This window comes from Achromobacter sp. Root170 (genome assembly GCF_001428165.1).
GTDB lineage: Bacteria > Pseudomonadota > Gammaproteobacteria > Burkholderiales > Burkholderiaceae_B > Achromobacter > Achromobacter mucicolens.
In genome coordinates this window covers 619703-633572 of the sequence record NZ_LMHN01000001.1, presented here as the reverse complement: position 1 = coordinate 633572, position 13870 = coordinate 619703, and the positions used below count along the sequence as shown (strand labels likewise).

General features: G+C 66.5%; 16 protein-coding genes. 9 read left to right on the top strand and 7 right to left on the bottom strand.

Features of this window, described 5'->3' with window-relative positions; genetic code table 11:
- The first annotated feature begins 93 nt into the window (after positions 1 to 93).
- The gene (phrB, locus tag ASD87_RS02885; protein WP_056316892.1) at positions 94 to 1512 is read left to right on the top strand and encodes a deoxyribodipyrimidine photo-lyase; all 1419 of its coding nucleotides are present in this window, start codon (positions 94 to 96) and stop codon (positions 1510 to 1512) included.
- Between the two features lie 92 nt (positions 1513 to 1604).
- Positions 1605 to 3275, top strand: a complete 1671-nt coding sequence (locus tag ASD87_RS02880; protein WP_056316890.1) for a PAS domain-containing methyl-accepting chemotaxis protein — start codon at positions 1605 to 1607, stop codon at positions 3273 to 3275.
- Here the strand turns inward: ASD87_RS02880 and ASD87_RS02875 are convergent.
- Positions 3238 to 3570: a tetratricopeptide repeat protein gene (locus ASD87_RS02875; protein WP_082586181.1), complete on the bottom strand. Its 333-nt coding sequence runs from the start codon at positions 3568 to 3570 to the stop codon at positions 3238 to 3240. The genes ASD87_RS02880 and ASD87_RS02875 overlap by 38 nt on opposite strands.
- 158 nt (positions 3571 to 3728) lie before the next feature.
- On the opposite strand from ASD87_RS02875, the gene ASD87_RS02870 reads away from it, so the two are divergent.
- On the top strand, positions 3729 to 4220 hold the full coding sequence (locus ASD87_RS02870; protein ID WP_056316888.1) for a glutathione peroxidase: 492 nt from the start codon (positions 3729 to 3731) through the stop codon (positions 4218 to 4220).
- On the opposite strand, the gene ASD87_RS02865 is transcribed toward ASD87_RS02870, so the two are convergent.
- Positions 4217 to 4684, bottom strand: coding sequence for an Lrp/AsnC family transcriptional regulator (locus ASD87_RS02865; RefSeq protein ID WP_056318685.1), 468 nt, complete (start codon positions 4682 to 4684; stop codon positions 4217 to 4219). The genes ASD87_RS02870 and ASD87_RS02865 overlap by 4 nt on opposite strands.
- 122 nt (positions 4685 to 4806) lie before the next feature.
- Between ASD87_RS02865 and ASD87_RS02860 the strand changes: the two genes are divergently transcribed.
- The 6 genes from ASD87_RS02860 (at position 4807) to ASD87_RS02835 (ending at position 8970) form a co-directional block, all read left to right on the top strand.
- Entirely contained in the window at positions 4807 to 5712 is a 906-nt protein-coding gene (locus ASD87_RS02860; protein ID WP_056316885.1) for a DMT family transporter, read from the top strand.
- A 140-nt stretch (positions 5713 to 5852) separates the two neighbouring features.
- Complete coding sequence (locus ASD87_RS02855) at positions 5853 to 6554, top strand: glutathione S-transferase N-terminal domain-containing protein (RefSeq protein WP_056316884.1); 702 nt, start codon at positions 5853 to 5855, stop codon at positions 6552 to 6554.
- A gap of 17 nt (positions 6555 to 6571) precedes the next feature.
- The gene (locus tag ASD87_RS02850) at positions 6572 to 7036 is read left to right on the top strand and encodes a GNAT family N-acetyltransferase (RefSeq protein ID WP_056316881.1); all 465 of its coding nucleotides are present in this window, start codon (positions 6572 to 6574) and stop codon (positions 7034 to 7036) included.
- A 36-nt stretch (positions 7037 to 7072) separates the two neighbouring features.
- Entirely contained in the window at positions 7073 to 7348 is a 276-nt protein-coding gene (locus ASD87_RS26830) for a lipoate protein ligase C-terminal domain-containing protein (RefSeq protein WP_056318682.1), read from the top strand.
- Positions 7345 to 8121 (top strand): biotin/lipoate A/B protein ligase family protein, encoded by a 777-nt coding sequence (locus tag ASD87_RS02840; protein WP_056316878.1) that lies wholly within the window; start codon positions 7345 to 7347, stop codon positions 8119 to 8121. The genes ASD87_RS26830 and ASD87_RS02840 overlap by 4 nt, the downstream gene beginning before the upstream one ends.
- A 30-nt stretch (positions 8122 to 8151) precedes the next feature.
- The gene (locus tag ASD87_RS02835; RefSeq protein WP_056316876.1) at positions 8152 to 8970 is read left to right on the top strand and encodes an RsiV family protein; all 819 of its coding nucleotides are present in this window, start codon (positions 8152 to 8154) and stop codon (positions 8968 to 8970) included.
- 135 nt (positions 8971 to 9105) lie between these two features.
- On the opposite strand, the gene ASD87_RS02830 is transcribed toward ASD87_RS02835, so the two are convergent.
- The 5 genes from ASD87_RS02830 to ASD87_RS02810 all read right to left on the bottom strand — a co-directional run bounded on the left by ASD87_RS02830 (position 9106) and on the right by ASD87_RS02810 (position 13847).
- Positions 9106 to 10395 (bottom strand): Glu/Leu/Phe/Val dehydrogenase, encoded by a 1290-nt coding sequence (locus tag ASD87_RS02830; protein WP_056316875.1) that lies wholly within the window; start codon positions 10393 to 10395, stop codon positions 9106 to 9108.
- 314 nt (positions 10396 to 10709) lie between these two features.
- Complete coding sequence (gene hutG / locus ASD87_RS02825) at positions 10710 to 11657, bottom strand: formimidoylglutamase (RefSeq protein ID WP_056316872.1); 948 nt, start codon at positions 11655 to 11657, stop codon at positions 10710 to 10712.
- Positions 11654 to 12442, bottom strand: a complete 789-nt coding sequence (locus tag ASD87_RS02820; RefSeq protein ID WP_056316871.1) for an amino acid ABC transporter ATP-binding protein — start codon at positions 12440 to 12442, stop codon at positions 11654 to 11656. The genes hutG and ASD87_RS02820 overlap by 4 nt, the downstream gene beginning before the upstream one ends.
- Positions 12439 to 13107, bottom strand: a complete 669-nt coding sequence (locus ASD87_RS02815; protein WP_056316867.1) for an amino acid ABC transporter permease — start codon at positions 13105 to 13107, stop codon at positions 12439 to 12441. Before ASD87_RS02815 ends, ASD87_RS02820 begins: the two co-directional genes overlap by 4 nt.
- The gene (locus ASD87_RS02810) at positions 13104 to 13847 is read right to left on the bottom strand and encodes a transporter substrate-binding domain-containing protein (RefSeq protein ID WP_056316864.1); all 744 of its coding nucleotides are present in this window, start codon (positions 13845 to 13847) and stop codon (positions 13104 to 13106) included. Before ASD87_RS02810 ends, ASD87_RS02815 begins: the two co-directional genes overlap by 4 nt.
- Positions 13848 to 13870: the final 23 nt, after the last annotated feature.

The window sequence follows — 13870 nt, the reverse complement described above, 5'->3', positions numbered from 1 at the left end:
TCCAGGCGCTTTCGCCCCGGGCCGCGCGCGTGCTCGGGATAGAATCGCAGCCTCGCCGGCGCGCCGCCCGGCCCCTGTCCCTGGAGCTTCCCCATGAACACGCTGCTCTGGCTGCGCACCGACCTGCGCATGCACGACAACGCCGCGCTGGCCGCGGCGGCCGAGGCCGGCACGGTCACCGCGCTTTTCCTGGCCGCGCCCGGACAATGGCGCCAGCATGGCGACGCCCCGGCCAAGGTGGATTTCTGGCTGCGCAACCTGCGCGAGCTGTCCCAAGACCTGGGACAGGCCGGCATTCCGCTCAAGCTGCTGACCGTTGACGACTGGCGCGACGCACCGCGGGCCGTGGCCGCGTTCTGCCAGGAACACGCCATCGAAGCGGTCCACGTCAACGCCGAGTGGGGCGTCAACGAACGCCGCCGGGACGATGCCGTCGCGGCCGCGCTGGCCGGCATCGGCATCGAGTGGACGGTGCACCACGGCGCGACGCTGCTGCGCCCCGGCACCGTGCTGACCGGCAAGGGCGATTGCTATCGCGTCTACACGCCCTATGCACGCACCTGCCGCGAGCGCCTGCGCAGCGCGCCGGTGCGGCCCATTCCCGCGCCTCGCGCCCAGACGCCGCCGCGCTGGAAGTCCGATCCGCTGCCGGAATCGTTCGACGGGTTCGACGCGCCCAGCGACGCCGTCCGGGCGCTCTGGCCCGCCGGTGAAGCTGCCGCCAGCGACCGGCTGGCCGCCTTTGCCGACGAGGCGATCTTCGCCTACAAGGACGAGCGCGATTTCCCCTCGCTGCCCGCCACCAGTTGCCTGTCGCCTTACTTTGCCGCGGGCGTCCTGTCTCCCGGCCAGGCCCTGCGCGCCGCGCTGGCGGCCAACCAGGGCGAGATCGACAGCGGCAAGGCCGGCGCCGCCACGTGGATCAACGAACTGCTGTGGCGCGAGTTCTACCTGCACCTGCTGGCGGCCTACCCCGCCCTGTCCATGCACCAGCCCATGAAGCCGGAGACGGCGGCCGTGCCCTGGCGCGACGCGCCCGACGACCTGGCAGCCTGGCAGCAGGGCAAGACCGGCATCCCCATCGTGGACGCCGCCATGCGCCAGTTGCAGGCGCTGGGCTGGATGCACAACCGGCTGCGCATGGTGACGGCGATGTTCCTGTCCAAGAACCTGCTCATCGACTGGCGCCTGGGCGAGGCCTGGTTCATGTCGCAGCTTGTGGACGGCGACCTGGCCGCCAACAACGGCGGCTGGCAATGGAGCGCCTCCACGGGCGCCGACGCGGTGCCCTACTTCCGCGTCTTCAATCCGCTGTCGCAGTCCCGCAAATTCGACCCGCGCGGCGTGTTTTTGCGCGAATGGCTGCCTGAATTGGCGCATCTGGACGACAAGGCCATCCACGATCCGAATCCCATGGAACGAGCCGCCGCGGGCTATCCGGAACCGATCGTGGATCTGGCGCAAAGCCGGCTGCGGGCGCTTGAAGCCTTTGGCAACCTGCCCGCCGCGTAAGCGCGTCGACCTGTGGCGGCGTTGACGTACATCAACGCCGCCGCCGCGCCAGTCCCCGATGATGCCCTCGCCCATCACAGGACGAGCGACGCATGCGCAACAACCAGCCGGTCAACGACACGGAATACGTACTCCGCGACGAGCAATACCTGATCTCCCGCACGGACTCGCGCGGCCGGATCATCTACGCCAATCCGGCGTTTGTTCACGCAAGCGGCTTTTCTCGCGAGGAACTGGTCGGCGCGCCGCACAACATCGTGCGCCATCCCGACATGCCGTCGGCCGCCTTCGAAGACCTCTGGGGCACCATCCAGCGCGGCGAATCGTGGACAGGCATGGTCAAGAACCGCCGCAAGGACGGCGGCTTCTATTGGGTGCTGGCCAACGTCACGCCCATCGTGGAACGCGGCACCACCGTCTGTTATGCCTCGGTACGGGTCAAGCCGACCCGCCAGCAGATCGAAACGGCCGAAGCCGTTTATGCCACCCTGCGTCTGGGCACGGCGCGCGGCATCCGGCTGTGCGGCGGCCAGGTCAAACCGGCCGGGGTGCGCGGCGTCCTGGCGCGGCTCAAACTCTGGCGCCTGACCGGCGTGCGTTCGCGCCTCTTGGCGTGGGCGGTGCTGTCCGCCTCGCTGTTCATCGGCGCGGCCGGCGCGGCCATCTACGGCATGCACGACCGCCTGAGCAGCAGCGCCCTGGCCGCGGCCGTGGCGCTGACCGCGGGCGGCGTCGCACTGATCTTCGCGTCGGGCTGGGGCTTTGCGCGCGCAATCGCCGGGCTGCTGGGCGCGGCCACCGACTTCACGCGCCAGATCGCCGCGGGCAACCTGAGCACACCGCTGCCCGGCGCCCTGACCGGGGACGAGATCGGCGAGCTGAAGTTTTCCCTGGAAGTCATGCGCAAAAGCCTGGTCAGCATCACGCGCGACGTGCACGGCGGCATCGAGAACGCCCTGCAGTCGGCCGCCGACATCGCGCAAGGCAACGCGGACCTCTCGGCCCACACCGGGCGCCAGGCGGCGTCGCTGGAACAGGCGGCGGCCAGCATGGCGCAATTGGCTGTCACCGTGAAGCAAAATGCCGCCAACGCGCAGGATGCCGACGCCATGGCAAACCAGGCCAGCGACCTCGCCCGGCGTGGCGGCAATGTGGTCGACGAGGCCGCGCACGCTATGCAAGGCATCGTCCAAAGCTCATCGCGCATTGCCGAGGTCGTGGGCATCATCGACGGCATTGCCTTCCAGACCAACATCCTTGCGCTCAATGCCGCCGTCGAAGCCGCGCGCGCCGGCGAGGCCGGCAAGGGATTCGCGGTGGTGGCCAGCGAAGTGCGCGGCCTTGCCCAGAAAAGCGCCACCGCCGCCCGCGAGATCAAGGCGTTGATCGAAAGCTCGGACGCGCGGGTCGGCGAAGGCGTGCGGAATGTCGAGCGGGCTGGCGCCAGCATGCGCGATATCGTGGAATCGGTGCAAAAGGTCACGCGCATCATCAACGAGATCGCCGCCACCTCGACCGACCAGCACGCGGGCATCGACACGGTCAGCCGCACGATCTCTGAAACCGACAGCGCCGCACAGGGCAACGCCGCGCGCGTCGAACAGGCCGCCAAGGCGGTTGCCAACCTGCGCACGGATGGCGCCCGCCTGCGTCACGCCATCGAGGTCTTCCGCGTGGCCAGCGCACCGGCTCCGGCCGCAGCACTGCCAGGGAACCCCGAAAGACTCAGGCGCCCGCGGACGCTTCCTTGTCCAGGCGCTTGATGAACACCTGCAATTCCTTGACGACCTGCTGATCTCCCCGCGCCTGGGCCGCCGCCAGCCCGGACTCCCAGGCGGCGCGGGCGCTGGGCTTGTCATTCAGCCCGAGGCAGGCCTTGCCCAGCCATTTCCAGGCAACCGAATAAGTGGGATCGAAAGCCAGCGCCGCGCGCAGATGGGTGCAGGCCTCGGCAAAGCGTTCCTGTTCCGCGTAGGCCTTGCCAAGCGAAAACCGCAGCAGCAGATTGTCGGTGCCCTTGGCCAGCATCGCCTCCAGTCGCTCGATCATTCCTTCCATGCGGCCCCTCCTTTCCAGCGTCTTCGGTAAACCCGCATCATAGGCCGGGCCCTGCCGCGGCGCCGCAAAGCCCCCACGCGCGTCTGCGGCGCTACACTCCAAAGTCTGCCTCAACGCCCGCGCCGACGCGCGGACGACGCCCGATTCCAGGAGCCCGCATGAGCACAATCCATGATTTCTCCGCCCGTGCCATCGACGGCACGGAACAGTCCCTAGAGACATACCGCGGCCGCGTGCTGCTGGTGGTGAACGTTGCCTCCAAATGCGGGTTCACGCCGCAGTATGCCGGTCTGGAAGAGCTTTACCGCGCGTTCCACGACGACGGCCTGACCGTGCTCGGTTTTCCGTGCGACCAGTTCGGCCACCAGGAGCCCGGCGACGAGGCCGAGATCCGCAATTTCTGCAGCACCCAGTACGACATCACCTTTCCGCTCTTTGCCAAGATCGATGTCAACGGCCCGAACGCCCACCCGCTGTACCAATGGCTCAAGGGCGAAAAGCCGGGCGTCTTCGGCACCGAAGGCATCAAGTGGAACTTCACCAAGTTCCTGGTCGGGCGCGACGGCCGCGTGATCAAGCGCTACGCGCCCACCGACACGCCGGCCAGCCTGCGCGACGACATCACCGCGGCCCTGTCCGCCCCCGTCTAACGCAGCGGCGGCAGCCGCCGGCGCACCGTGTGCGACTTGACGATGGCGGTGTTGGTCTCGGCAAATTCGGTCACCCGCTCCAGGATGCCGTCCAGGTGCGTGATGGACCGGAGCACCATGCGGGCGATGAAGCAATCATCGCCCGTTACCTTGTCGCACTCCACGAATTCCGGGATCTGCTGGATCAGGCCCTCGACATGGCGCAACTGCCCGGGCAATGGACGGATGCGCACAACGGCCTCCAGCGAATAACCCAGCGCCACCGGATCCACGTCCAGCGTGTATGCGCGAATTACGCCGGATTCCTCGAGCCGCCGCATGCGATCGGCGACGCTGGGCGCCGACATGCCCACCTGCCGCGCCAGGTCGGCCGTGGTGGTGCGCGCATTGGCAGACAGCATCTCCACGAGACGGCGGTCGATCCCATCCAAAACCGGACTTTCATTTTTTAGGTCGTTCTGCATAAATTCCACCCAAAGCAAGGTTGAATCGCGAAAGTGCCACGGCAACATCATATAAGCGGATGAAACCGCCTGGGATAATTTCTCCATCGAATTCCTGGCCAGATGGCCTTTGGAGAACCACCATGATCCCCTCGACCGAACGCACGGGCCTCGCGCAGATGGCGGCCGCAATGACCCTGTCGGGCACGCTCGGCGTCTTCGTTCTGGAGTCCGGGCAAAGCGCCTGGAACGTCGTATTCTTTCGCTGCGTGTTCGGCGCCCTGTCGCTCTTTCTGTACTGCTGGGCGCGCGGCTTGCTCAAGCCGGGACTTTTTACCCCGAAAACGCTGGCCCTGGCGCTGGCCGCCGGCGCCGCGCTGGTGCTGAACTGGGTGCTGCTGTTCTCGGCCTATCGGCTGGCGTCCATTTCGCTGGCCACCGCGGTCTACAACGTGCAGCCGTTCTTCCTGATCGGGCTGGGCGTGCTGTTCCTGGGCGAGCGCCCCTCGCGCGGCAAGGTGGCGTGGTCCCTCGTGGCGTTCGCCGGGCTGCTGCTGGTGCTGCGTCTGAGCGATGGCGGCGCGGCGGGCGGCGGCGCCTATCTGACGGGTCTGATGCTGGGCCTGGGCGCGGCCGCGTTGTACGGCATCACCGCCATCATCGTAAAGCGCCTGAAGGGCATCCCCCCGCAGGTGCTGGCGCTGGTGCAGGTGACGCTGGGCGCGGTGATGCTGCTGCCGATGGCCGACTTCAATGCCCTGCCCGCCCAGCCTGTGCAATGGGGATACCTGGTGGCGCTGGGTCTCATCCACACGTGCCTCATGTACATCCTGATGTACTCGGCCATCCAGAAGCTGCCCACCACGTCCACCGCGGCGCTCAGCTTCATCTATCCCGCCGTCGCCATCCTGCTCGACTTCGTAGTCTACGGCCACCGCATGGACGCCTCGCAGATCGCGGGCGTGGCGCTGATCTTCCTGGCCGCCGCCGCAGTCAGCCTGAACTGGACGTGGCGGTTGCCGCGCAGCCCGCGTCCGGGCGCGGTCTGAGCCCAGGACGCCCCGGGGCCCTGCGCGGAAACCCGCATCCGGCCCCCGGTTATTCAGGCATCCGTCCGGTGTGCGCCGCTATCATGGCCCTTCCATCCGCGGGCGCTTGCCCGCGGCGCCATGACTCACAGGACACCCCCATGATCGATCTCTATTACTGGACGACCCCCAACGGCCACAAGATCACACTGTTCCTCGAAGAAACTGGCCTGCCCTACAAGATCCACCCGGTCAACATCGGCCGCGGCGACCAATTCAAGCCCGAATTCCTGGCCATCGCGCCCAACAACCGCATCCCCGCCATCGTGGACCACGCGCCCGCCGACGGCGGTGCGCCGATCTCGTTGTTTGAATCCGGCGCCATCCTGCAATACCTGGCCGAGAAGACCGGCAAGTTCCTGCCCGCCGACGTGCGCGGGCGCACCGAAGTGTCGCAGTGGCTCTTCTGGCAGATGGGCGGCCTGGGCCCCATGGCCGGCCAGAACCACCACTTTTCCGGCTACGCGCAGGAACGCATCACCTACGCGATCGAGCGCTACGTCAAGGAAACCAATCGCCTGTATGGCGTGCTGAACAAGCGCCTGGCCGACCGCGAGTTCGTCGCGGGCGACTATTCCATCGCGGACATGGCGGCCTATCCGTGGATCGTGCCGCACGCCAAGCAAAGCCAGGACCTGAACGAATTTCCGCACCTCAAGCGCTGGTTCGAAGCCATCCGCGCGCGCCCGGCGACGCAACGCGCCTACGCGCTGGCCGACACCATCAACACCGCCCCGTCGGTCAGCGACGAAGCCTCACGCCGCATCCTGTTCGGCCAGACCGCCCAGAACGTCGCCCGCTGACCGCGAAGGAGCACGCCATGACTGCCCCGCAACGCGTTTTTCGCCGCGCACGCGCGGCCGATCTGCCCGCCATCGTGGCCATGCTGGCCGATGACGACCTGGGCGCAGGCCGCGAGGACGCCTCGGTCCCGCTGAACCCGCGCTACCTTGCCGCCTTCGAGGCCATCGAGCAGGATTCCAACCAATTCCTCGCCGTGGTTGAGCAGGATTCACAACTGGCGGGCTGTTTGCAGTTATCGTTCATACCCGGCCTGTCGCGGCGGGGTATGTGGCGGGGCCAGATCGAAAGCGTGCGCATCGCCTCGGCGTTTCGCGGCGCGGGACTGGGCCACGCCATGTTCGAATGGGCCATCGAACAATGCCGGATCCAGGGCTGCGAACTGGTCCAGCTCACCACCGACCGCGCGCGTCCCGATGCGCGCCGGTTCTATGAAAGCCTGGGTTTCAAGGCCAGCCATGACGGCATGAAGCTCAGCCTGTAACGTCTGATTCTGATTTGAAAGGAGCGCCCAATGCCTTTGCATGGCGAATACAAAGTCCCCGGCGGCAAGCTGGTCGTCGCGGATCTGGAAGTGCGCGATGGCCGCCTGGCCGACGTACGCATCAGCGGCGACTTTTTCCTTGAACCGCCCGAGGCGCTGGAAGCCATCAACCGCGGCCTGAACGGCATGCCCGCGGACGCCGGCGAACTGGAGCTGGCGGTTGCCGTGCAATCGGCCCTGCCGGCCGACGCCGAAATGTTCGGATTCTCGGCCGAAGCCATTGCCGTGGTGCTGCGGAGGGCGCTGGCATGAGCCGCACCGACTGGAACGATTACGACTGGCAGCTGATCCACGAAGGCCCGCAGCCGCCCGCGCTGCACATGGCGCTGGACGCCGTCATCACCGACGAAGTCGGCGCCGGCCAGCGCCCGCCCACCCTGCGCATCTGGGAATGGTCCGCGCCGGCCGTCGTGATCGGCCGCTTTCAATCCCTGAAGAACGAAGTCGATCCGGACGGCGCCAAGCGCCACGGCATCGAAGTGGTGCGCCGCGTGAGCGGCGGCGGCGCGATGTTCATCGAGCCGGGCAACTCCATTACGTATTCGCTGAGCGCGCCGCAGGCGCTGGTCCACGGCATGAGCTTCCAGGAGTCGTATTCCTTCCTGGACGCCTGGGTGCTGACCGCGCTGCAGGGCCTGGGCATCAAGGCCTGGTATCAGCCGCTCAATGACATCGCCTCCGACATCGGCAAGATCGGCGGCGCCGCGCAGGCTCGCCGCGCCGGCGCCGTGCTGCATCACGTCACCATGTCCTACGATATCGACGCCGACAAGATGGTCGAGGTCCTGCGCATCGGGCGCGAGAAGCTTTCCGACAAGGGCACCACCAGCGCCAAGAAGCGCGTCGATCCGCTGCGCACGCAGACCGGGCTGGCACGCGAGGTCATCATCGACCGCATGGTGGAAACTTTTGCCGGGCTGCATCGTCTGACCCCGGGTAGCGTGGGCACGGAAACGTTGGCGCGCGCGCAGGCGCAGGCGGACGAAAAATTCTCCCGCGCCGACTGGACAGGCGTCGTGCCCTGACGGCGCCTTGCGTTTTCTGGAGGTAATTGCATGAATCGCAGCTTCACGCCGGCTGGCGCGATACGCGGTCTGATCCTGGGCGCCGCCCTGCTGGCCTTGGCCGGCTGCGGCAGCACGCCCCCCTCGAACATCACCCTGGCAACGCCCGATGCCTCGTCTTCGGCCACGCCGGAAAAGCTGGGCGACCTGTCCACCGAACGCATCAAATGGGCGGCCAGCAAGCCGGGCTGCGAAGGCGACTGCCCGCGCATCGAAATCGACAGTGTGGCGTTTCCGGGCATCCCGAAACTGACCGCGCTGGTGGACCACGTGCTTGCCTACATGACCGGCACCGACGCCAATCGCCGCGGCCCCTACGAGACGCTGTCGGAATACACGCAGTATTTCTGGTCCACGGCGCGCCCGCGTGATGCGACCTACTTCAAGGCCAGCGTGAAGGACACGGTGGGCGACATCGTCGCCGTCGAACTGCACACGGAACAGTACCTGACCGGCGCCGCGCACGGCATTCCGGCCACCCAGTACCTGAACTGGGAACGCAGCCGCGGCCGCGTCATGAGCCTGGACGAAGCACTGATCCCGGGACGCCGCGCCGAATACGTCGCCGCGTTGCAGCGCGCGCATGCGAAATGGCTGACGGGCAACCCCGACGCCAAGCGCGACCCGGCGGCCTACAACAAGATGTGGCCCTTCCAGGAAAGCGACAACTTCGCGATCACGCGCGATGGCATCGTGGTCAAGTACGACGCCTACTCGATCTCGCCGTATTCGCACGGCGAGCCGGAGCTGACGATTTCGTACCAGGATCTGCGCGGCATCCTGAAGCCGGAATTGCTGCCGGCATCGTGAAGCCTCGGCCAGCCCGGGTCTTGACGTAAAAATGCCGGGCATCTGCCCGGCATTTTTCATCACCACAAATAGGAATCGCCCCTTGCGGAGCGATTCCGGCATGGCGCCCGCGAAGGCGCCATGCCGGTTCAGTCTTTACGGGTACAGGCCACGCACCTGGCGGGCCTGCAGGATGCGCGTGCAAGCAACGATGAACGCGGCGGTACGCAGCGTCACCTTGTGCTCGCGCGACACCTGCGCCACCGACGCGTAGGCTTCGCGCATCAGGCGCTCGAGGCGCTGGTTGATCTCTTCTTCGCTCCAGAAGAAGCTGGAGAAGTCCTGCACCCACTCGAAGTAGCTGACCGTCACGCCGCCGGCGTTGGCCAGCACGTCGGGCACCACGTACACGCCGTTCTCGGCAAGGATGTCGTCCGCTTCCGGCGTGGTCGGGCCGTTGGCGCCTTCCACGACGATCTTGGCGCGCACCTTGGCGGCGTTGTCGACCGTGATCTGGCTTTCCAGGGCTGCCGGGATCAGGAACTCGGTTTCCAGCGTCCAGAACTCGTTCTTGTCCAGCGCCTGGCCACCCGAGAAGCCGCCCACGCCGCCGGTTTGCGACACGTGCGACAGCAGCTTGTGCACGTCCAGGCCGGCCGGGTTGTGAACGGTGCCGGTGTGGTCCTGCGCGGCGATGACCTTGGCGCCGGCCTCGTGGAACAGGCGGGCGGCGGTGCCGCCCACGTTGCCAAAGCCTTGCACGACAACGCGTGCGCCGGCCACATCGATGTTCCTGTCACGCGCGGCTTCGCACGCCACGACGAACACGCCGCGGCCCGTGGCTTCGACGCGGCCCAGGCTGCCGCCCAGCGCGATCGGCTTGCCCGTGACCACGCCCGTGGCGGTGGCGCCTTCGTTCATGGAGTACGTGTCCATCATCCAGGCCATCGTCTGGGCGTTGGTATTCACGTCAGGCGCGGGAATGTCCTTGGACGGTCCGATGATGACGCCGATCTCGCTGGTGTAGCGGCGGGTCATGCGTTCGAGTTCCGACGCGGAGAGCTTGCGCGGATCGACACGGATGCCGCCCTTGGCGCCGCCGTACGGCAGGTTGACCGCGGCGTTCTTGACCGACATCCAGGCCGCCAGCGCCATCACTTCGGACAGCGTGACGTCCTGGTGGAAACGCACCCCACCCTTGCCCGGACCGCGCGACACGTTGTGCTGCACGCGGTAGCCCTCGAAGTGGGCGATGGTGCCGTTATCCAGTTCGATCGGCACATCAACGATCAGCGAGCGCTTCGGACGCTTCAGCGTCTCGACCCACCGGCTCAGGGAACCGAGGTACGGCGTGACCCGGTCGACTTGTTGCAGGTAATTACCCCAGGGGCCGAGGTCCTCGGCATTCAGATAAGACGGCAAGGCATGGGTGGGAGTTTGAGACATGAGCATGCTCTCCTGACAAAGTTGCGCCATTTTATCCACGAAACTAATACCGTCCCTATTTAAAGTCTAAATTTTTTAAATAGGGACGTATAGATGTTGCGGATACCGAACGGGTCGCAGGCGGGGCCGGAAGCTGCACCTATCCTAAGCCGCGAAACCGGGCGCGTCCAGCCTGCGCGGGACGCCACGGCCGATAAAAAAGGGCGGCCCTCGCAAAGAGGATCCGCCCTGCATCTGCCCCGGTGTCTGACACCCTGGTGAGACGGTCTACAGCCTGCACCATCGCAACAAGGGTGTCAGACACCGCTTCCGAATCACGCCGACAACAACTGCCAGGCCAAACGCGCCGCCGCGCGCGCGCCGTGACCGTCGACGTCGAACTTGGGGTTGAATTCCGCCAGGTCGGCCAGCCGCAGCTTGCCGCTGGCTTTGACACGCAAAACGATCTCCTCGACCACCGCCATCGGCACCCCGTAAGGCGCAGGCGCGGACACCCCCGGCATCACACCTGCGGGCAGCACGTCCAGGTCGATCGTCAGATACACGTGCTGCGCCTTGGCCAGCAACCCATCCACGTCGGCCAGCCGCGCCTCCAGATGACGCTCCTGCATGTCCCGGTCCTCGACCCACCCGGCGCCGATTTCCGCGGCGCGGGCGTAGAGCGCAGGCGTATTGGCCAACCGCGAGACGCCCAGGCAGGCGTATTGCAGTTCGCGCCCGCGCGCCTCGCTGTCTGCCGCAATCTGGTCGAACGGCGTCCCAGAACTGCCGGGACGGCCCGTACGCAGATCGAAGTGCGCGTCCAGATTCAGCACCAGCACGGCGCCGGCGTCGCCGCGCGCGTCCAGCCAGCGGGCCAACCCCTGGAAACTGCCCCAGGCAATTTCATGCCCGCCGCCCAGCACGACAGGCCGGGCGCCCCGGCCCATCAGTTCGGCCAGACGCAAGCCCAGGCGCTCCTGTGCGTCCTCCAGCTTGTCGCCGTGGCATTCGACGTCGCCGGCATCCAGCAGGCGCGTCAGACCGTGCGCCGGCAGGCCCGCCAGGTACTTGCGGATACCGGCCGGCCCCGCAGCGGCGCCCACGCGCCCCTGGTTGCGCGCCACGCCCGCATCGCAGGCAAAGCCCAGCAGCACGGCTTCGCCCATTTCGCCCTGCCCCGCTTCGGGCTCGACGATATGCGCCAGCCGGCGGGTGTCGCCCTGCTCGGCGCTGTCGTCGCGCGCCTTCCACACGCTCTTGTCCAGTTGCGATGCGTTCATGCTGCCGCCCCCGGACTCGCGCTCAGCACCGCCTGCAGGAACTCGCGGGTGCGGGCCTCGCGTGGCTGGGTGAAGATCACGTCCGGCGGACCGGACTCCAGGATCACGCCGCCGTCCATTACGGCCACCACATCGGCCACGTCGCGGGCAAAGCCCATTTCGTGGGTCACGACCATCATGGTCATGCCTTCGCGGGCCAAGAGCTTCATGACCTGCAGCACTTCGCCCACCAATTCCGGGTCCAGCGCCGAGGTCGGCTCGTCAAACAGCATGACCTGCGGCTGCATGGCAAGCGCCCGCGCGATGGCCACGCGTTGCTTCTGGCCGCCCGACAGGCTGGCGGGCATGGCCGCCATTTTCTGCGACAGGCCCACCTTGTTGAGAAGGTCCGCGGCCAGCCCATTGGCCTCTTCGCGGCCCATGCCGAGCAGCGTGCGCGGGCCGACCGTCACGTTGTCCAGCACCGACAGGTGCGGGAACAGATTGAAGCCCTGGAACACCATGCCCACCTGCGTGCGCAACGCGTTCAGCTCGGCCTCCGGCAACAGCGCGCCGTTGTCCTGCAGTGTCTGGCCGCAGATGTCCACGGTGCCGCGCTGCGCCACTTCAAGGCCGTTGCAGCAACGCAGCAAGGTGCTCTTGCCCGACCCGCTGGGTCCGATGACCACGACCACTTGCGACTTCAGCACATCGAAATCGATGCCGCGCAGGACGGCGTGATCGCCGTAGGATTTATGCAGGCCGCGGATGCGGATCATTTCCTGCCCTTCGATGACGAGGCTCATTGCACCATTCCTCCAGCGCGCAGGTGATGTTCGATCTTGCGCAAAATCACCATGGCGATCGTGGTCAGGGCCAGATAGATCAATGCCACCACCAGGTAGGTTTCCAGCGAGCGGTAAGACACGCTGATGATCTTCTGCCCTTCGTGCATCAGATCGTGAATGGTCAACAGCGACACCAGCGCGGAGTTCTTGATCAGCGCGATGAACTCGTTGCCCAGCGGCGGGATCATGCGCACCACTGCCTGCGGCAGGATGATGATGCGCATGGCCTGGCCGGACGACATGCCCAGCGAACGCGCCGCCTCCGTCTGGCCGCGATCCACCGACTGGATCGCGCCCCGCACGATTTCCGACACGTAGGCCCCGGAGTACATGCCCAGGCCCAGCACGCCGCAGGCGAACGCCGGCAGCGTCACGCCGAACTGAGGCAGCCCGAAGAACCAGATGAAAAGCTGCACCAGCAGCGGCGTGCCCCGAAAGAACAGCAGATAGGTGCTGCACAGGTGATAAATGACGCGGCGCTGCGGGTTGAGCCTGCCGATACCGACCAGCAGTCCCATCACGCAGCCCAGCAGCAAGGCGCCGGCGGTCACCTCGATGGTGACCACCGCGCCCCGCAAGAGCGCGTCGAAGTCGGCGAAGACGGGAGAAAAATCCAGGTTCATTTCGCGGGCGCCTCGAACCACTTGTTGACGATGGCCTGGTAGCTGCCATCAGCCTTCAACTTCTGCAGCGCGGCGTTCAGGTCGCGCGTGAGCTCAGGCTTGTTCTTGGGCACGGCGATGCCGTAGTCCTCGGTCGTGATCTGCTCGTTTAGCACGGTCAGGCCATTGGTGCTTTGCGCGAACAGCTTGGCGGCGGGCTTGCCCGTCACCGCGGCATCGGCGCGGCCGATCTGCACCAGGTTGAACATCTCCTGGTTCTTTTCGACTTCCACGCGCTGGACCTTGGGGAAATGCTCCTTCAGGTAGTTCACCGATTTCGTGCCGACCTGCACCGACACCTTGCGGCCTTCCAGATCCTTGAGCGTCTTGATGGGACCGTCGGCCTTGGTCAGGACCACCAGACCGCCCGCGTAGTACGGGTCGGTGAAGTCGACGACCTTGCTGCGCTCGGGCGTGATGTAGATGGCGGACACCGCGATGTCGGCGCGGCCGGCTTGCAGCGCGGGAATCAGGCCCTTGAAGTCGATGTCGATCCACTCGACCTTCTTGCCCATCGCACCGGCCAGCGCCTCGACCAGTTCGATGTCAAAGCCGGTGCGCTTGCCGTCCTTGACGAATTCCATCGGCGGGAAGGTGGCGTCGGTGACGGCGCGGATCGTTTCCTGGGCGTGCGCGGCGCCGGCGGCGCAGGCGAGGCTCAGGGACAGAGCGGCGGACAGCAGAGTGCGGCGATTCATCATGGTGGGTCCTATGGAAGTGGGTA